Origin of the sequence: Blautia coccoides, from assembly GCF_034355335.1 — a bacterium.
Lineage (GTDB): Bacteria > Bacillota > Clostridia > Lachnospirales > Lachnospiraceae > Blautia > Blautia producta.
Genome location: NZ_CP136422.1, coordinates 4872501 through 4889692, shown reverse-complemented (window position 1 = coordinate 4889692; position 17192 = coordinate 4872501). Strand labels below are relative to the sequence as shown.

The window sequence follows — 17192 nt, the reverse complement described above, 5'->3', positions numbered from 1 at the left end:
AAATCTAATGCTCCTTTCATTTTGAGTAATAAAATAGCCGTCCAATAAGAACGGCTGGAAATAGAAAAGGAACGTCATTTTAGGCGTTCCATAGTCTATAAGTTATTCGATTTTTCTTGTTTCAATACTGATGTGCTGTACCATATCTTTGCATATCTAGGAAAACTTGCGTATCAAGGCTCATTCGTTAGTAGTAAATAAGTAGTAAATTGATGTGTTTGTTTCCTTGAAAATGCTGATAGATACTGTGTTTTAGCGGATAATCAGATTTTTATTGTGTTTTTTATTTTAAAAGCCTTGAAAAGGACTTCGCCATCAGAGTTTGTGATAAAGCAATCATGCTTATCTTTTGCGACATCAATTCCTACGTAAATCATATAGGACCTCCTGATATAAAGTATTGATACTGTCTTAAGATCCACAGGGCTCCTTGCAATCGTAACCTACTTCTTGATAAACCGTCATGCGGTAACTAACTGATTAACAAATAAACAAAGAGACTGTGGTTGGAGCCTTTTTTAAACCATCAAGTGGTAGGAGGTGATAACCAATCCACAGTATCTTAAAATAGCATAGTCAAACCTGTAGAAAAGGTAAAGAAAGACTATGACTTTATATAATAGTAGGAGGTTTTTATGCGGGTAGCTGTGATTGGAGCGGGGGGAATGGCTGCATCTCATTTCAAAGCATACCAGAGGATTCCGGAATTTGAGGTAGTTGCTGTCTGCGATATCAGCCGAGACGCGGCATTGAGAGCAGAAAAAGAGATGGGGTGCAGGATTTTTACAGATATGGATGATATGTTGGATATCTGCAGACCGGATGCGGTAGATATCTGTCTTCCGTCATTTCTCCATTATGAGACAGTAATGAAATGTCTGAAAAGAAATCTGCATATTTTCTGCGAAAAGCCAATGGCCCATACATGGGCGGAAGCAGAACGTATTCTTGAGGAAGCAAAAGTGAGAGGACGTGTCATTCAAATTGGACAAGTATTGAGATATTGGCCGGAATATCAATATCTTCATGAAACAGTCCGAAGAAAAAAGTTGGGTGAATTATGCCATCTGTTGATGCAGCGTCAGTTTGGCGCACACGAAGCAGGTAGCTGGTATATGGATCCGAACAAGTGTAAAATGTCTTGCTTTGAGATGCATATCCATGACACGGATTTTATCAACAGTATGTTTGGTATCCCTGATTTTGTAGACAGCGTGGGGGAGGAAAGGCCGGAGATACATTTGAGTTATATCTCCACAAGGTATGTGTATGAAGGTGCAGAAACCGTGATTCAGGCTGAAGGAGGATGGAGTGACTCGTCGCTGGAATTTGCAGCCGGATATAGGGCTGTGTTTGAACATGGAGTTCTGGAATACAAGGAAGGAGTGGTAAAAGAATACCCCGCAAATGAGAAAGCAAGAGAAATAAAACTACAGGGGAATAAGGGAATACCTTCAGATATTGTGGGGGTTATCAGAGAACTGAAGGAATTTGGGGCAAAAGTAGAAGGAAGAGAAGTGATTCCCCTTATATCAGCGGAAAGTGCTGCTGATACCATTTGGATACTGCAGAGAGAGCAGGAATCCGTACAGCAGGGGAAGAAAATTTGCTGCAGGAGGAAATGCAGAGTCGCCACAGAGCGGAAATAGGAGGGTCTTACATATGAAAAGAAGAATGGTTGTATTATTAGCCGGGTGTATGGTGATAACGGCGCTTGCAGGCTGCGGGAACACGAAGGGAGAAGAAAAAGCCTCCAACACAGAAGGAAATGAAAAACAGGAAGACACAGATAAGAAAGAGGATATACAGAAGGGCAGTGATGCAGAGAAGTCTGTCAGCGGGGAGGTGACCATGTGGACAGGAACCTGGAATGACGGCCTGATGGACACGCTTTTGGAGGGATTTTACAAAGAGTACCCGGATGTTAAAGTGAATTTTGAATATCTGCCATGGGATGGCATGGAGGATAAATACCTTTCTGCTCTTCAGGCGGAGGCAGGACCGGATGTGCTGGATATGGCCATAGCCTGGACAATACCCTACGCGTCGATGGGAAAACTCCAAAAATTGGACGAGTACATAGAGAAAAATAGTATTGATGTGTCCGATTATTACGAAGGTGCGGTAAAGACGTTATACGTAGACGGTAGTTACTATGCACTGCCCTATCGCAGTGAGACCATGTGCCTGTTTTATAACAAAGATTTATTTGAAACAGCAGGTCTTGATCCGGAATCTCCCCCTGCCACTTGGGAGGAATTACGGGATGATGCCGTGAAGCTCACCGGCGGGGATGTCTATGGATTTGGTCTGTGCGGCAGCAATGCAGGCAATACAACGGCACAATTTTACAGTATGATGTTTTCAAAGGAAGTATCTTTGCTGAATGAGGACATGACAGAGGCGGCATTTAATACAAAAGATGGCCTGGATGCATTCTCCTTCTGGGCAGATCTTTATCTGAAGGACGCAGTGGTACCGAAAAGTGTGTTGGAAAATGACAATACCACCAACAGAAATCTGTTTGCAGAGGGAAAGCTGGCAATGTTTGTTTCTGGAAGCTATGATATTGAACCGATTATGGAAGCGAATCCTGATATGAACATGGGTTTTGCACTCTGTCCGGGTTTTGAAGGAGAGACAAGCGCTGCACAGCTTGGAGGATGGAATCTGGGAATGTCGAATACCTGTAAAAACCCGGATGCAGCTTTTGCTCTGATGAGTTATCTGGCTTCACCGGAAGTTTCGGTGGATTTCAGCAGCACGTTCTCTTCCTGTAAATCAGCAGTCAGTAATGAGAAATATGCAGATGAAAGTCTGAAGGTATTTATTGAAGCCATCAATTATGGTGTTCCCCTTCCTGGCAGTCCGCATATGAATCAGATCACTGACATCCTTTATAATGAGGCTCAGGCCGTATTATCCGGAAGCAAGGACGCTGAGACTGCGCTTTCAGATGCAGAGGAAAGTGTTAACAAAGCACTGGATAATTAACCGGAATAACAGGAGCCGGCCATCCAGGCAGGCTCCTAAAGTGAGGGGGCGGTATACAGAATGAAGAATAAAAGAAAAACGATAAAGAAACAAAATTGGGGATATCTTTATATTGCCCCGGCGCTGCTGTTTGTTTTTGCAGTTATGCTGGTTCCCCTTGTTTACACATTGGTAATGGGATTTTTTAAAACGGATCTTTTTACAGGCAGTATAAGCTTTGCGGGTATTTCCCAGTTTGCAGATGTATTTCAAGATACTGTCTTTTTACTGGCACTTAAAAATACGCTTGTCTGGACTGTGGGAAGTGTTGTGTTTCAGTTCCTGATAGGATTCATCATTGCCAATATACTGAACGCAAGCCGCATTCGCGGGAAAAATATAATCAGGATAATTCTGATGGTGCCGTGGGTTCTTCCAAGTGTAGTGAGTGCAATGGTGTGGGACTGGTCTTACCATCCTGATTATGGGATTCTCAATGAGATCTTAAAAAGAATCGGCCTGATATCAGAGAGCCTGAACTGGACATCCTCTGCGAAGACGGCACTTTTATCCGCGATTATTGTGAACGTCTGGAAAATGGTTCCTTTTGTGATCCTCATGACTGAGGCGGCGCTGCAGGGGGTTTCACAGGACTTAAAAGAGGCGGCAAGAGTAGATGGGGCCAAAGGATATCAGGTGTTTTTTCATATTGTCATACCGGAAATCAGTTCCTCTGTGAATACAGTGATTCTGCTTTTGAGCATCTGGACTATGAATTCCTTTACATTTATCTATCTGCTCACAGAGGGAGGTCCTGCCCATGCGTCGGAAATACTGTCATTGTACATATACAGAGATGCCTTTAAAAATTATAGTTTTGGAACAGCAAGCGCTGCGGCTTCTGTATTGTTTGCAGTGACTGCAGTGATTGCGCTATTGTACAACAGATATGTGATAAGGAGGGACAGGGATTCATGAAACAGATACAGTCCAATATGCATTCTAAGATAAAACCGCTGGAAGCCGTTGGGATTCTCTGTGCCTGTGTGTTTCTGGCAATCTGCTGTCTGGCAGCACTTTTTCCGGCTGTATGGATGTTTTTATCCTCCATAAAACCGGCGTCGGAGTTATTCATATCGCCCCCAAGGTTCTTTACAGAGACTCCGACTTTTTCAAATTTTGCCCGTGTTTTATTTGAGACTTCCATACCAAGGTCCTTTGCCAACAGTCTCGTGGTTGCTTTTGCAGCCACGGTATTTACTCTGATTGTCTCTTTGCTGGCGGGGTTTGGGTTTTCCAGGTTTGAATTCAAAGGCAGCAGGACATTGTCCGCATCACTGCTTTTTGGGCAAATGATGCCTGCCATCGTGCTGCTTCTTCCTCTTTATAAGATTTACAGCAGGCTGCATTTGATCGATACCTATCAAGTCAACATCATTTCTAATATTGCATTAAATGTACCTATGGCTGTGATGACACTGACTGCATTTTTGTCAGGAGTTCCCCGGGAACTCGATGAGGCAGCAATGATTGATGGATGCAGCCGGCCAGGAGCCTTGTTCCGAATCCTGGTGCCGGTCATTTCTCCGGGGATTGTCACGGTCTGTATCTATACCTTCCTGAATACCTGGGAAGAATTTATTTTTGCATTTAATTTTACGAATTCTGCAAAATATAAGACATTGTCTATTGCTTTGAAAGAATTTAAAGGCCAGTTCATCATTGACTGGGGTGGAATGATGAGCGCGGCTGTAGTGATTGCTGTTCCTGTACTGTTGATTTTTCTTCTATGCAACAAGTATTTTATCAAGGGGATCACATCCGGGGCAGTGAAAGGATAAAAACAATTGAGAAAGGTGATAAAAATGGAAAAAATTTTGAGATGTGCAGTGGTGGGGATGGGGCTTTTGGGGAGTCAACATGCGGAACACCTTTACAAACATAAGAATACACTTGTGACAGCAGTATGTGACCAGAAAGTGGAGAAGGCCAAAAGATGGGCAGAGGAACACGCATGTTCCTGGTATGAAGATTTTACGGAGATGTACAAGAAGGAAAAGCCGGATTTGGTGGTGGTAGCAACACAGGACCCATATCATAAAGGCCCCATACTCAAAGCCTGCAAAAGCGGAATTCCGTTTGTCATCAGTGAAAAACCGTTGACTACATCCCTTGCAGATGCATGTGAGATCAGAGAGGCGGCAAAAAAATCAGGGACATGTATCAAAGTGTTGTTCCCTAATCGCTTTTATCCTCTGGACCGGAGTATACGTCTGTTGGTGAGTGGAGGATATTTGGGAGCGCCCCAGTATGGGGAGATGCGAATGGATGATTCTATTGATGTACCCAGGAACTTGTGGGGAAAGGACAGCAGGAATTTTTCTGCGATCTCTTCTCCGGCATTCTTCCTATTCAGCCATGCGGTAGATTTGCTTCACTACTATTTTACTCCCAGGAAAGTTGTCAGAGTCTATGCAAAAGGAAAGAAGAGCGTGATTGGAAGCGAGTATGATTTCCTGGACTGTCTGCTGACTTTTAACGACGGACTGATCATCCGTCTGAAGACAGAGTGGACGAAACGTATGGAAGAACTGGTGGAAAATTATGTGCAGCTCACAGCAGATAATGGCGGGTTTGCATATAATAAAACACCGGGATATGAAGCAGGACAGGGGCTTAGAATCTATTTGGAGGTTTCCGAAGAGAAAGCCAGAGAAGCAGCGGGTATTCTGGAGAGCCAGGGTATTTGTGCAGAATTAGGTTACAGTGAAAAGATGAATGCATACAGGTTCGATTTAAAGGCAGAGGATAAAAATGATTTTGACTGGAATGAGGGCGTCTGTCTGTACGCTGATTCATTTATGAATGATACAGAAGGCGGAATTCCCATCACTGATTTGGAAGAGGGCATCCGGCAGGTTGCGGTGGTGGAGGCTATATTGGATTCCGCAAGAGAAGGCAGGGAAGTGATATTGGAGCTGTGAGAATAGAAAAGGTAGAGGCATATCCTGTTAGAGTACCAATTAAGCCCCTTACAGAAGGCGGAGTTGCTCCATATAGAGGAAGCCGGGAAGCAATGGGGACCTCCTGGGTCACAGGAGTGATCTATAAGCTTACTACAGAGGAAGGGCTGGTGGGCTGGGGAGAGATGAACTTGATTTATTCTCTGGACATTACAATGTGTATCATTAAAGAAATGTTGGTGCCAGCGCTTGTAGGAGCGGAGATATTCCACCGAAATGCTATCAAGGATTCGCTGCGGTCTATATATAATCCGGATATCAATACACTGCACCTGGTATCAGGAGTGGAGATGGCACTGTGGGATTTGGAGGGAAAAGCATTGGGCTGTTCCATCAGCAGACTACTGGGAGGAAAAGTGAGGGATAGAATACCCGCGGCATATGCATTTGGATATCTGGATGAGATCGAGACAAAAAATAAAGTAAAAGAAGTATGCGACGAGGGATTCCGAACCATAAAGACAAAAGGTGGTATCTCTCTGGAGGAGGATATCAGGAGGGCTTTTTGGCTTCGAGAAGCAGCCGGAGAAGGCATGGAGATCCGTGTAGACATGAATCAGGCGTACAGGATGGACCAGGCCGTGAGATATATGAAAGCGGTGGAGCCGTGTGGTCTTCAGTATGTGGAGCAGCCGTTCAGAGTCAGAATGCTGAGTGAATACAGACAGATTCGAGGCAGATGCGGTACGCCTATCGCAATCAATGAGGATACCTATATTCCAGGCGGCATATGGGAGGCTCTGCGGTGTGGTGCGGCGGATGCCGCAGTGGTTGACATGGAGTCGCTGGGAGGAATAGGAGAACTACAGAAAGCGGCATATCTAGCAGAAGCGGCTGGTGTGTCTCTGGCACATCACTGCGCCTGGGACATGGGGGTTAAGACTGCTGCTGTCCTGCAGGCCACGAGCGCGTTACCAGCATTTCAATTGGCAATGGACACAACATATATGTCTCACGGTGCAGATATTCTTTCAGCACCTCTTGTTATCTCGGAGGGGAGCTATTTAGTTCCGGAGGGACCTGGATTGGGGGTGGAAGTTAACGAGGAAGCACTGGAGGAATACCGATGCAGTGACAGGCGATTGAGATTTGTATTTTGATATTTCAGCAGACTCCGTATCCGGAATAACAGATAGAGGGTTTTCTTGCTCGAATATGGAAAAAAAAGGAAATATGGAATATAATGAATCCAATATCTGTGTATTATACAGTCTGAAGGAGTTAAAAAGATGGGAAATGGAATCACGATCAAAGATGTTGCAAAGGCATCCGGTGTTTCGCTGGCGACGGTATCGAGAGTCATAAATGGGACAGACATGGTAAGTAAAGCTACAAAAGAGAAGGTTATGGAGGCTGTTAGGAATCTTGGATATAATCCCAATAATGCGGCCAGGGCATTGGTCAGTCAGAAAACAAACGCAATTGGTATTGTTGTACATAATCTACATGATCCGTTTTTTTATGATTTGATCAAAGGGTTTGAGGCAGGGGCGCAGCAGACAAGATATAACGTGATTTTCTGCAGTGTTCTTGGGTCTGACATTAAAAGTAAAGAAAAATATCTGAAATACCTGACAAACGGTGTGGTGGATGGAGTGATCCTGTATGGTTCCTATCTGACAGATGAGTCGGTGATGCGCTATCTGAAGGATAGGGATTCTATGAAATATGTCATGATTGAGAACGATATTCCCGATTTTCAGTGTAATAAGCTTCTGATCGACAACACTGGGGGCGCTCAATCGGCAATAAAATATCTCACAAATAAGGGACACCGGAGCATAGCGCACATATGCGGAAATCCAAATAAGAAAGTGACTATAGACAGGTTGAACGGATATCTCAATGGAATGAGACTGGCGGGGTTGGAAATACAGGATGGTTATATCGGACATACATCAACTGATTACAAAAGCGGTTATGAGAGAATGCGGGAGATGATGGAACTGCAGGACAGACCCAGCGCTGTTTTCTGTTCTGACGATGCCATAGCCAGCTATGCAGTCAGGGCAGCGCTGGATTTGGGAATGCGTGTACCGGAGGATGTATCAGTCATTGGCTTTGATAATCAGACAATTCTTCCGGATTGCTACAGGGGGCCGCAGATCACATCTGTTGAGCAGCCTTTATATCAGATTGGATATGACAGCGTGGCGCTGCTGAGCGGGCAGCTGGAGGACAGGAATGCTACCATGAATATCAGAAAGACTTACGAGACAAGGATTGTGGAAAAAGAGACTGTTGGATTCAGGCTATTGGGAGATAGCTGATTAATTGTGGAGGTAATTTTTATGGGAGAGACCGGCGATAGAATGAAACATTTGGGAATCAATCTTCCTGTCAGGAACAGGAGAGGAACAGGGGCGGTGGATGCAGTGCTCAGTGGAAATCTGCTTTTTCTTTCCGCGCATTTACCTGTGGACAGTGAAGGAAATGCGGTATATACAGGGAAAGTCGGCGGGGAAGTGGATGTAGACACAGCATATCAGGCAGCCAGACTCTGCGGCATCAATATGTTAGCCACCATAAAGGACTATATTGGAGAACTGGACCGTGTGGAGTATGTGGTCAAGGCCCTGGGGCTGGTGAACAGTACAGGAGAATTTTCCGGCCAGCCGGCAGTGATGAATGGTTTTTCAGATCTTATGGTGGAGGTTTTTGGCAGACGAGGACAGCATGCGCGAAGCGCTATGGGTGCATATGCACTTCCTATGAACGTGCCGGTTTGTGTGGAGGCGATTGTCCGCATTCGCAGCTGACAGGAGGGTGGCATTTATGGATAAGATCAATAAAGTTATTTTAAATGAAACGGAGATTGAGCTGCAGTATAAAAAGAAAAAGGGAATTATTCTTCTGAGAAAATCAGATGACCTGATTTTTGTTTCAGGCCATGGCCCTGAGGACCAGGTTACAGGCGTACCCCTATATTGCGGTAGAATTGGAAAAGAACTGACTCCTGAGGAAGGATATTTGGCAGCTCGCGAGTGCGGAATCATTATACTGGGTGCCTTAAAGGACACTCTGGGAAGCTTTGAGCGGATAGAACGCGTTGTAAGGGCTTTTGGTATGGTGAATTGTGAGGGGGCGGATAATGATTTGGAAGGCATTATGGATGGATTTTCCGATGTAATGACAGAGGTGCTTGAAGAGAGGGGATACCATGCAAGGACAGTCATGGGAACTCATAATCTTCCCAATAATAATATACCGGTAGAAATCGAAGTGATAGTATCAGTAAGGGGATAGTGATGATGACAAATTTAAATGTGCGAGAGCAGGTGATTGGTCTTACTAAGGAATGGGACCAAGAACGCTTTGAGGACGGAAGACCGCGTGTTCCGGATAAATATCTTGAAATCTTGAGAGGAATGACGCTGGAGGAAGTTTGGCTGCCACTATATATAAAAGGGTATCGCTTCCAGTTTGAGGGGAGTTTAAATCGGCTGCATCCGGCAGTGAAAATGGTTGGACGTGCGGTGACATGTACTTTTGTACCTGCAAGACCAGACCTTTGCAAAGCAGTCAAAGAATATGGAGAAGGCCGTGGCTGGAAAGGCACCTGCAACCAGTGGGTGATAGACAGTTTGACACAAGGAGATGTGGTGGTTGCAGATATGTATGATAAGATTTATAACGGTACATTTATCGGAGGAAATCTTACTACAGCCATAAAAGCCAGGACAAAAAACGGAGGGGCTGTTATCTGGGGCGGAATTCGGGATGTGGAGCAGATGCGGAAAATAGAAGATATAGAAGTCTGCTACAGAGGTGTGGACCCAACGCCTATCCGGGAATGTGTCATGACGGGATTTAATGGACCGACCAGAATAGGCAAAGCTGTCTGTATGCCGGGAGATGTGGTGTTTTCCACAGAGAGCGGTGTATTGTTTATTCCCCCTCACATGGTGGAGACAGTTATCAATGAAGCCAATAAAGCCCATGCAAAAGATATATTTGGTTTTGAAATGTTGAAGAAAAAACATTATACTACAGCCCAGGTGGACAGCACTATTTGGAGCAAAGATATGCTGGCGGAAATGGAAAAATTTCTGGAAGAGGATGAAAGAGGCGAGAAATATCGTTCCCTGGACTGGAACCTGGAAAAATTGGCAGCAGATGGAGACCCGGATGCGGAAACTGAGATATTGAAGAGGTGTCTGGAATAAAAAGGAATGCGGGAGTACAGGAATCATATCTTATACTACCCGCATTTTACAATTTGTGATATGATAGTTCCAGAATCATTATCTGCTCTTTGGCAGCAAAAGGAGGACCCCATGCTGGAACAATACAACACGATCTACGAGGGCGGCGAGGGTGAGATCACAGAAAAAAAGTCACGTTTCATCGCCACAGTAAGACTTGTAAAGTCTGAAGAGGAAGCCCTCAGTTTCATCGAAGAGATGCGGAAAAAATACTGGAATGCCACCCACAATTGTTATGCTTATATCATCGGTGAGCGCAGGGAGACTGTGCGCTGCAGCGATGACGGAGAACCCTCAGGGACCGCGGGCAAGCCAATGCTCGATGTCCTTTTAGGTGAGGAGTTATGCAATACAGCCATAGTGGTGACCAGGTACTTTGGCGGCACTCTCTTAGGAACAGGCGGTCTTGTAAGGGCCTATTCAAAGGCAGCTCAGGAAGGACTTGCCTGCAGCCGCGTCATTACAAAATATCAGGGTGTTCTTCTGGAGATAGGAACGGATTATAACGGTGTGGGGAAACTTCAATACCTCTTTGGACAGCGGGGTATCCCCATTATGGAATCCCAATATACCGAGGAGGTAAAGCTTCAGATACTCACCAAAAAGTCCGAAGAAAACTCCATAAAAAAAGCCGTCACAGAAGCTACCAGCGGCCGGGCAGTCATTACGGCCTTAAAAGAGCTGTACTATACCTCCCTGGATGGTGAATATATCACATTTGAAGACTGATATATAATAAGGTGCCGCACAAAAACAGTGCGTCATCTTATTTTCTGCGAAAAACCCAGTGTTCCACATAAAAAGGGGCTGTCACACCTATGATCTTTTGATCAATTGTGCGACAGCCACGTGTCCACGGTATCAGGGACTATGATTTAAAACTTTTCTGGTTCCGGATATTCCTCTCCGAAGGTCTCTACAGTCATACTTTTGATCGTCTGTGCTTCCATAGGACGATCACTATAGTCTGTCTGAACCTCAGCGATAGCGTTTACCACATCCATTCCGTCCGTCACCTTACCGAAGGCTGCGTACTGTCCATCCAGATGCGGTGAATTTTCATGCATGATGAAAAACTGACTTCCCGCAGAGTTAGGATCCATAGCGCGAGCCATAGACAGAACCCCGACGTCATGCTTCAGATCATTCTTAACTCCGTTGGCGTTGAATTCACCTTTGATAGAATATCCCGGGCCGCCCATTCCGGTTCCCTGGGGACAGCCGCCCTGGATCATAAATCCACGGATCACTCGGTGGAAAACAAGTCCATTATAAAATCCGCTTTTAACCAAACTAATAAAATTATTCACAGTATTCGGCGCAACATCCGGATACAATTCCGCTTTGATCACGCCTCCATTTTCCATAGTGATCGTAACAATAGGATTACTCATATTAAAAATCTCCTTTTAAACATTTTTCTCTATTATAATCTCTAAAAATAAAAGGTGCAAGAAATTTCTTTTTTATACTTGTGGCGCAAAAGATTATATTATATTATAACTTATAGCATCATTTTACAGGAATATCATTTCAGGTGAACGTCATTTATGATGAACATTAGGCAGTAAGAATATTACACAAAATGAGCATTACAGCAAAATATGTAAGTAATTATGTAAGTAAAACAATATACACAATATATTAAACTTCCGCAATAATCACAGTTCTGCAATAACCATAACCTTCAGCATTCCAACCTACCGCCTGAGAACACCAGGGGAGGCCGTTGGGAGGGGCAGGGCGTGTGATGGCGGGAGCGATGTATAGTGGAGCGGGCAGAAGATCCACCTGCCCCAGACACTTAATGAGGAAGCCTTTGCTGACGAATTTAGTGACTGGGAGCAGGTTAGCTTCTGACCAAGCGCAGCGCTTCGCTCCCGCCATCACACGCCCTGCCCCTCCCAACGGCCTCCCCGTCCGCTTCATATAAAAAAAGGAGCCACCCATAAAATGAAAATAATAGAAACCACCACCCCAAAAGAAACATTTTCCTTAGGCTATTCCATCGCCCAAAAAGCCACCCCCGGTCAGATTTACACCCTGAACGGTGACCTGGGCACCGGAAAAACCGTCTTTACCCAGGGCGTAGCCAAAGGCCTTGGCATAGAAGAGCCGGTCAACAGCCCAACCTTCACAATAGTTCAAATATACGAAAGCGGCCGCCTCCCCTTCTACCATTTTGATGTCTACCGCATCGGAGATATTGAAGAGATGGAGGAGATCGGATACGACGATTACTTTTTCGGTGAGGGCATCTGCCTCATAGAGTGGGCAGAGCTGATCGAGGAACTTCTTCCCCCGGATGTTATAAAGATCACCATAGAAAAAGATCCTTCCCAGGGATTTGATTACCGTAAAATAACTATAGAAGGCTTAAATGAATAAGGAGATAAAAAACAATGAAAATATTAGCTCTTGACAGCTCCGGACTTGTAGCATCAGTTGCTGTTGTGGAAGATGACATACTGGTAGCCGAATACACCATGAATTATAAGAAGACCCATTCCCAGACGCTGCTTCCCATGCTGGATCAGGTAAAAAAAGCCATATCCCTGGATTTGAATTCCATTGATGCCATAGCAGTAGCTGCCGGACCGGGTTCATTCACCGGTCTCAGAATAGGCTCCGCAACAGCAAAAGGTCTGGGTCTTGCACTGGACAAGCCTCTGATAGGAGTTCCCACAGTGGATGCCCTTGCTTACAATCTGTATGATACAGCGCCGGATACCCTGATCTGTCCCATCATGGATGCCAGAAGAAAACAGGTCTACACAGGTCTGTACTGCTTTGAAAACCATGCTCTGAAAATATTAAAAAAACAAGACGCCCTGCCCATGACTCAACTGATAGAGGAACTAAATAAGACGGGAAAATCCGTCATTTTTCTGGGCGACGGCGTACCTGTATACAGAGAACTCATAGAGCAGTCCTGTTGTGTTTCCTATTCTTTTGCGCCGGCGCATGTAAACAAACAGAGGGCTGCTGCTGTGGCTGCCCTTGCCCAAATTTACTATAAAGAAGGAAAAACGGAATCTGCGGCTGACCACCAGCCTGATTACCTGAGAGTATCACAGGCGGAGAGAGAACGGGCAGCCCGCCTGGCAAATGAAAAAAATGCTGACAATTAGAGAGATGCGTCCCGAAGATGCAGAGGCAGCAGCGCAGATCGAAGCGGAAAACTTTTCCCGCCCGTGGAAAGTGTCCGGTTTTCTGGAGGCTGTACAGTCTGCCAATGCAGTCTATTTTGTGGCAGAACTTGACAGTGTCATCACAGGATATGCAGGTATGTGGACCGCTTTAGACGAAGGCGAGATAACGAATGTCTCTGTAAAAGCTTCCGGCTGGGGAAATGGCATAGGACGTCAGCTTGTGGAAACGCTTCTGGATGCGGGTAAAAAAGCAGGGGTTTCCTCCTTCTATCTGGAAGTGCGCCAGAGCAACGAGAGGGCAATTTCCCTGTACCGCTCCTGTGGATTTGAAGAGGCAGGAATAAGAAAGAATTTCTATGAGGCACCTAAAGAGCACGCCGTGGTTATGTGTAAAAGATAGCAGATCTGCTATCTTTTTCTATATCTGCAACTGTTTCCCACTGGGTTTTTATACATATTTTCTGTATAATGACAGAGAAGACACAAAAAAGAGAAATGGTTTGGCTTACAAGCACAAGGCAGGAGGACAAAGACGATGCGAAAATACGAAAAAAAGGAAACGGGAACGCTCACAGAGCTATACTGCAACCGCTGCGGAAAAAAACTGCATGTGGAAAATGGCATAGCTATGGAAGGGGTACTCCCTGTTGACATAGCCTGGGGATACTTCTCCAAAAAAGATACACAGCGCCATCAATTTGACCTGTGTGAAGATTGTTACGACGAGATCATCCGCGGATTTGCCATACCTGTTACAGAGAAAATTGAAAAGGAATTGTTGTAGTGGAAAAAAATGTGTGCTAAGATAGAAACGCAGTCAATAAAGAATGGAAGAGAAATGAGGAAATGACAGATGCTGGATGTTTGTCTGTTGGGCACCGGAGGTATGATGCCGCTTCCAAGGCGGAAACTCACCTCACTTATGACCCGTTATAACGGCAGTAATTTTATGATAGATTGCGGCGAAGGCACACAGGTCGCTGTAAAAGAAAAAGGATGGAGTTTCAAGCCGATTGATGTGATCTGCTTTACACATTATCATGCAGATCATATCAGTGGGCTTCCGGGGCTTCTTTTAACCATGGGAAATGCAGAGCGGACGGAACCGCTGACTCTGATCGGTCCCAAAGGGCTGGTTCGGGTTGTTTCGGCCCTTCGGGTTATCGCTCCGGAGCTTCCCTTTGATATACATTGTATAGAACTGACACAGCCGGAGGAAAAGATGGAAATCTGCGGATATCATATCACAGCGTTCCGTGTAAATCACAACGTAACCTGCTATGGCTATTCTATTGAGATCAAAAGAGGTGGCAAGTTCGATGCGGCCCGCGCAAAAGAGCAGGGGATACCTCTGCAATACTGGAATCCTCTTCAGAAAGGCCAGACCATTGAGGCGGATGGGAAAATATATACTCCGGATATGGTACTGGGGCCTGTCAGGAAAGGGATCAAATTGACCTATACCACAGATACCCGCCCAGTGAGAACCATTGCAGAACATGCAAAGGATTCCGATTTGTTTATATGTGAAGGTATGTATGGAGAGCAGGACAAAGAGGAAAAGGCAAAAGCTCACAAGCACATGACTTTTCAAGAAGCAGCACTACTGGCAAAAGAGGCACAGGTAAAAGAATTGTGGCTGACACACTACAGTCCTTCTCTTGTCCGCCCGGAGGAAGCTCTTGTGGAAGCGGCAAAAGTATTTCCAAACGCTATAGCAGCCAGGGACAGGCAGTCCGTGGAACTGCAGTTTGAGGAAGAATAAGTTCTGTGAAAAAGGAGAATGTAAAATGGAGAAGACCAAAGAGGATGTATTGATCCTTGCAATAGAAAGCTCCTGTGATGAGACAGCCGCATCTGTGGTAAAAAACGGAAGGACCGTATTATCTAATATTATATCGTCTCAGATAGAGCTTCACAAACTGTACGGAGGCGTTGTTCCGGAGATCGCTTCCAGAAAGCACATTGAAAAAATCAATCAGGTTATTGAGGAGGCTCTGAAAGAGGCGGATGTAACGCTTGATGATTTAGACGCCATAGGTGTCACTTACGGGCCGGGGCTTGTGGGTGCGCTGCTTGTGGGAGTGGCGGAGGCAAAGGCCATCAGCTTTGCGAAAGATCTTCCGTTGGTAGGAGTGCATCATATAGAAGGCCATATTTCGGCAAACTATATTGAGCACCCTGATTTGGAACCCCCGTTCCTGTGTCTGGTAGTGTCTGGCGGTCATACGCATCTGGTGATCGTAAAAGATTACGGTGAGTTTGAAATCCTGGGCAGAACAAGAGATGACGCAGCAGGCGAAGCCTTTGATAAAGTGGCAAGAGCCATCGGGCTGGGCTATCCGGGCGGCCCCAAAATAGACCAGCTTTCCAGAGAAGGAAATGCCCACGCCTTTGATTTTCCAAAGGCAAAAGTAGATGAGGCACCATATGACTTCAGCTTTAGCGGTGTTAAATCTGCTGTACTGAACCATTTGAATAAATGCAAAATGCAGGGAGAAGAGATTGTGGCGGCAGATGTAGCGGCCTCTTTTCAGCGTTGTGTTGTTGAAGTGCTTGTAGAACACGCTATAGCAGCGGCAAAAGACTATAAGATCCACAAGCTGGCAATAGCAGGAGGCGTAGCCTCAAACAGCGGTCTTCGCACAGCTATGGAAGAAGCCTGCAGGAAACACAAGATCCAGTTTTATTATCCATCTCCTATTTTTTGTACAGACAACGCAGCCATGATAGGAGTGGCAGCTTTTTATGAATTTGAAAAAGGAACCAGGCATGGCCTTGATCTGAATGCAGTTCCAAATCTGAGATTAGGAGAACGCTGATGAAATCCACCGCAATTGTGCTGGCAGCAGGCCAGGGAAAGAGAATGAACAGTAAAGTACAGAAGCAGTTTCTTCTTATTAAGGGGAAACCGGTGCTGTACTACAGTCTGTCCTGTTTCCAAAAAAGCAGGGAAATTGAAGAAATTATTGTTGTTACAGGAAAAGAGAGTATAAATTTCTGCAAACAGGAAATTATAGAAACATATGGTTTCTCAAAAGTAAAAGCAGTGATAGCAGGCGGTAAAGAACGCTATGATTCTGTATATGCCGGTTTGCGCGCCTGTGAGAACTGCGATTATGTGTTCATTCACGATGGAGCCAGACCTTTTTTGACGGATGATATGATCATAAGAGGAAAAGAGGCGGTTCTCGCCTATGGTGCCTGTGTGACTGGGATGCCTTCTAAGGATACCATAAAAATTGCAGATGAAAATGGAATGGTAGTGTCTACACCCAGGCGAAGTCTGGTGTGGAATATTCAGACACCCCAAATTTTTTCATACACTGCGATCCGGGAAGCATATGAGGAAGCGCGGCAGCAGAGCATGGAGGATATTACAGATGATGCCATGGTCATGGAGCGCTTTGGAAACTTGAAAATTAAGTTAGTGGAAGGTTCCTATGAGAACATTAAAATCACTACGCCGGAGGACATTCTTGTCGCTGAGAAAATTTTGGAAAAAAATTAGAGAAATCTATTGACAACTTCCGACATAAGTGATAAGATACCACTTGTCGCTGACCGAGTGACAAACATGGAGAGATATCGAAGTGGTCATAACGAGGCGGTCTTGAAAACCGTTTGTCCGCAAGGGCGCGTGGGTTCGAATCCCACTCTCTCCGTTCCCGAAAGCAGATATCGAGAACGAATCAGAGTGACGAGTTCAAGATCAGTTATGATGCTTTTGGATATATAGAGAAACAGTTATTTGAAAGCTTACTTTCAAACTGTTGTTTTATTCAGCCTGGAGAAGTACCCAAGCGGCTGAAGGGGCTCCCCTGGAAAGGGAGTAGGTC

At 45.1% G+C, this 17192-nt stretch carries 20 protein-coding genes and 2 tRNA genes (1 of these 22 only partly in view); 20 read left to right on the top strand and 2 right to left on the bottom strand.

Annotation, left to right across the window (positions count from 1 at the left end; translation table 11 throughout):
* Positions 1-263: 263 nt before the first annotated feature.
* Positions 264-377 (bottom strand): IS110 family transposase, encoded by a 114-nt coding sequence (locus BLCOC_RS21980; protein ID WP_242998990.1) that lies wholly within the window; start codon positions 375-377, stop codon positions 264-266.
* Positions 378-635: 258 nt separating this feature from the next.
* Between BLCOC_RS21980 and BLCOC_RS21975 the strand changes: the two genes are divergently transcribed.
* The 11 genes from BLCOC_RS21975 (at position 636) to BLCOC_RS21925 (ending at position 10930) form a co-directional block, all read left to right on the top strand.
* Entirely contained in the window at positions 636-1649 is a 1014-nt protein-coding gene (locus BLCOC_RS21975; RefSeq protein ID WP_115623369.1) for a Gfo/Idh/MocA family protein, read from the top strand.
* Between the two features lie 13 nt (positions 1650-1662).
* On the top strand, positions 1663-2994 hold the full coding sequence (locus BLCOC_RS21970) for an ABC transporter substrate-binding protein (protein ID WP_029467950.1): 1332 nt from the start codon (positions 1663-1665) through the stop codon (positions 2992-2994).
* 60 nt (positions 2995-3054) lie between these two features.
* Positions 3055-3951: a carbohydrate ABC transporter permease gene (locus tag BLCOC_RS21965; protein ID WP_029467951.1), complete on the top strand. Its 897-nt coding sequence runs from the start codon at positions 3055-3057 to the stop codon at positions 3949-3951.
* Positions 3948-4814, top strand: a complete 867-nt coding sequence (locus BLCOC_RS21960) for a carbohydrate ABC transporter permease (RefSeq protein WP_115623368.1) — start codon at positions 3948-3950, stop codon at positions 4812-4814. Before BLCOC_RS21965 ends, BLCOC_RS21960 begins: the two co-directional genes overlap by 4 nt.
* Before the next feature lie 24 nt (positions 4815-4838).
* Positions 4839-5957, top strand: coding sequence for a Gfo/Idh/MocA family protein (locus BLCOC_RS21955; RefSeq protein WP_044953419.1), 1119 nt, complete (start codon positions 4839-4841; stop codon positions 5955-5957).
* On the top strand, positions 5954-7096 hold the full coding sequence (locus BLCOC_RS21950) for a mandelate racemase/muconate lactonizing enzyme family protein (RefSeq protein ID WP_131918415.1): 1143 nt from the start codon (positions 5954-5956) through the stop codon (positions 7094-7096). The genes BLCOC_RS21955 and BLCOC_RS21950 overlap by 4 nt, the downstream gene beginning before the upstream one ends.
* Positions 7097-7225: 129 nt before the next feature.
* A complete protein-coding gene (locus tag BLCOC_RS21945; protein WP_115623367.1) occupies positions 7226-8266 on the top strand; it encodes a LacI family DNA-binding transcriptional regulator in 1041 nt (346 codons plus the stop codon).
* 21 nt (positions 8267-8287) lie between these two features.
* Positions 8288-8755 carry a RidA family protein gene (locus tag BLCOC_RS21940; RefSeq protein ID WP_115623366.1) on the top strand — a complete coding sequence of 156 codons (468 nt, stop codon included), beginning with the start codon at positions 8288-8290 and terminating at the stop codon, positions 8753-8755.
* 16 nt (positions 8756-8771) lie between these two features.
* Complete coding sequence (locus BLCOC_RS21935; RefSeq protein WP_029467956.1) at positions 8772-9242, top strand: RidA family protein; 471 nt, start codon at positions 8772-8774, stop codon at positions 9240-9242.
* A 2-nt stretch (positions 9243-9244) separates the two neighbouring features.
* Positions 9245-10162, top strand: a complete 918-nt coding sequence (locus BLCOC_RS21930; RefSeq protein WP_115623365.1) for an RraA family protein — start codon at positions 9245-9247, stop codon at positions 10160-10162.
* Between the two features lie 111 nt (positions 10163-10273).
* Positions 10274-10930: a YigZ family protein gene (locus tag BLCOC_RS21925; protein ID WP_029467958.1), complete on the top strand. Its 657-nt coding sequence runs from the start codon at positions 10274-10276 to the stop codon at positions 10928-10930.
* Between the two features lie 146 nt (positions 10931-11076).
* Here the strand turns inward: BLCOC_RS21925 and BLCOC_RS21920 are convergent, their stop codons facing one another.
* Positions 11077-11595 (bottom strand): peptidylprolyl isomerase, encoded by a 519-nt coding sequence (locus tag BLCOC_RS21920; protein WP_018596898.1) that lies wholly within the window; start codon positions 11593-11595, stop codon positions 11077-11079.
* A 559-nt stretch (positions 11596-12154) separates the two neighbouring features.
* Here BLCOC_RS21920 and tsaE point away from each other — a divergent pair.
* From tsaE to BLCOC_RS21875, 9 genes are all read left to right on the top strand, one after another.
* A complete protein-coding gene (gene tsaE, locus BLCOC_RS21915; protein ID WP_018596896.1) occupies positions 12155-12589 on the top strand; it encodes a tRNA (adenosine(37)-N6)-threonylcarbamoyltransferase complex ATPase subunit type 1 TsaE in 435 nt (144 codons plus the stop codon).
* A 14-nt stretch (positions 12590-12603) separates the two neighbouring features.
* Positions 12604-13332, top strand: a complete 729-nt coding sequence (tsaB, locus tag BLCOC_RS21910; RefSeq protein WP_115623364.1) for a tRNA (adenosine(37)-N6)-threonylcarbamoyltransferase complex dimerization subunit type 1 TsaB — start codon at positions 12604-12606, stop codon at positions 13330-13332.
* Positions 13319-13753, top strand: coding sequence for a ribosomal protein S18-alanine N-acetyltransferase (gene rimI / locus BLCOC_RS21905; RefSeq protein ID WP_115625466.1), 435 nt, complete (start codon positions 13319-13321; stop codon positions 13751-13753). Before tsaB ends, rimI begins: the two co-directional genes overlap by 14 nt.
* A 135-nt stretch (positions 13754-13888) precedes the next feature.
* Positions 13889-14137, top strand: coding sequence for a hypothetical protein (locus BLCOC_RS21900; protein WP_018596893.1), 249 nt, complete (start codon positions 13889-13891; stop codon positions 14135-14137).
* A gap of 69 nt (positions 14138-14206) precedes the next feature.
* Complete coding sequence (locus BLCOC_RS21895) at positions 14207-15118, top strand: ribonuclease Z (RefSeq protein WP_018596892.1); 912 nt, start codon at positions 14207-14209, stop codon at positions 15116-15118.
* Between the two features lie 25 nt (positions 15119-15143).
* The gene (gene tsaD / locus BLCOC_RS21890; protein ID WP_029467962.1) at positions 15144-16175 is read left to right on the top strand and encodes a tRNA (adenosine(37)-N6)-threonylcarbamoyltransferase complex transferase subunit TsaD; all 1032 of its coding nucleotides are present in this window, start codon (positions 15144-15146) and stop codon (positions 16173-16175) included.
* The gene (gene ispD, locus BLCOC_RS21885) at positions 16175-16864 is read left to right on the top strand and encodes a 2-C-methyl-D-erythritol 4-phosphate cytidylyltransferase (RefSeq protein ID WP_115623363.1); all 690 of its coding nucleotides are present in this window, start codon (positions 16175-16177) and stop codon (positions 16862-16864) included. The genes tsaD and ispD overlap by 1 nt, the downstream gene beginning before the upstream one ends.
* 68 nt (positions 16865-16932) lie before the next feature.
* Positions 16933-17018: transfer RNA gene (locus BLCOC_RS21880), tRNA-Ser, on the top strand.
* A 124-nt stretch (positions 17019-17142) separates the two neighbouring features.
* Positions 17143-17192 (top strand) — tRNA-Ser (locus BLCOC_RS21875) (it continues 39 nt past the right edge of the window).

Coding starts and splice junctions, on each gene's coding strand:
- BLCOC_RS21960 (WP_115623368.1), top strand. CDS start 3,948: ATGAAACAGATACAGTCCAATATGCATTCTAAGATAAAACCGCTGGAA.
- BLCOC_RS21925 (WP_029467958.1), top strand. CDS start 10,274: ATGCTGGAACAATACAACACGATCTACGAGGGCGGCGAGGGTGAGATC.
- BLCOC_RS21930 (WP_115623365.1), top strand. CDS start 9,245: ATGATGACAAATTTAAATGTGCGAGAGCAGGTGATTGGTCTTACTAAG.
- BLCOC_RS21900 (WP_018596893.1), top strand. CDS start 13,889: ATGCGAAAATACGAAAAAAAGGAAACGGGAACGCTCACAGAGCTATAC.
- ispD (WP_115623363.1), top strand. CDS start 16,175: ATGAAATCCACCGCAATTGTGCTGGCAGCAGGCCAGGGAAAGAGAATG.
- BLCOC_RS21980 (WP_242998990.1), bottom strand. CDS start 377: ATGATTTACGTAGGAATTGATGTCGCAAAAGATAAGCATGATTGCTTT.
- BLCOC_RS21895 (WP_018596892.1), top strand. CDS start 14,207: ATGCTGGATGTTTGTCTGTTGGGCACCGGAGGTATGATGCCGCTTCCA.
- BLCOC_RS21935 (WP_029467956.1), top strand. CDS start 8,772: ATGGATAAGATCAATAAAGTTATTTTAAATGAAACGGAGATTGAGCTG.
- BLCOC_RS21955 (WP_044953419.1), top strand. CDS start 4,839: ATGGAAAAAATTTTGAGATGTGCAGTGGTGGGGATGGGGCTTTTGGGG.
- tsaE (WP_018596896.1), top strand. CDS start 12,155: ATGAAAATAATAGAAACCACCACCCCAAAAGAAACATTTTCCTTAGGC.
- tsaD (WP_029467962.1), top strand. CDS start 15,144: ATGGAGAAGACCAAAGAGGATGTATTGATCCTTGCAATAGAAAGCTCC.
- BLCOC_RS21970 (WP_029467950.1), top strand. CDS start 1,663: ATGAAAAGAAGAATGGTTGTATTATTAGCCGGGTGTATGGTGATAACG.
- BLCOC_RS21975 (WP_115623369.1), top strand. CDS start 636: ATGCGGGTAGCTGTGATTGGAGCGGGGGGAATGGCTGCATCTCATTTC.
- BLCOC_RS21945 (WP_115623367.1), top strand. CDS start 7,226: ATGGGAAATGGAATCACGATCAAAGATGTTGCAAAGGCATCCGGTGTT.
- BLCOC_RS21965 (WP_029467951.1), top strand. CDS start 3,055: ATGAAGAATAAAAGAAAAACGATAAAGAAACAAAATTGGGGATATCTT.
- BLCOC_RS21920 (WP_018596898.1), bottom strand. CDS start 11,595: ATGAGTAATCCTATTGTTACGATCACTATGGAAAATGGAGGCGTGATC.
- tsaB (WP_115623364.1), top strand. CDS start 12,604: ATGAAAATATTAGCTCTTGACAGCTCCGGACTTGTAGCATCAGTTGCT.
- BLCOC_RS21940 (WP_115623366.1), top strand. CDS start 8,288: ATGGGAGAGACCGGCGATAGAATGAAACATTTGGGAATCAATCTTCCT.
- rimI (WP_115625466.1), top strand. CDS start 13,319: ATGCTGACAATTAGAGAGATGCGTCCCGAAGATGCAGAGGCAGCAGCG.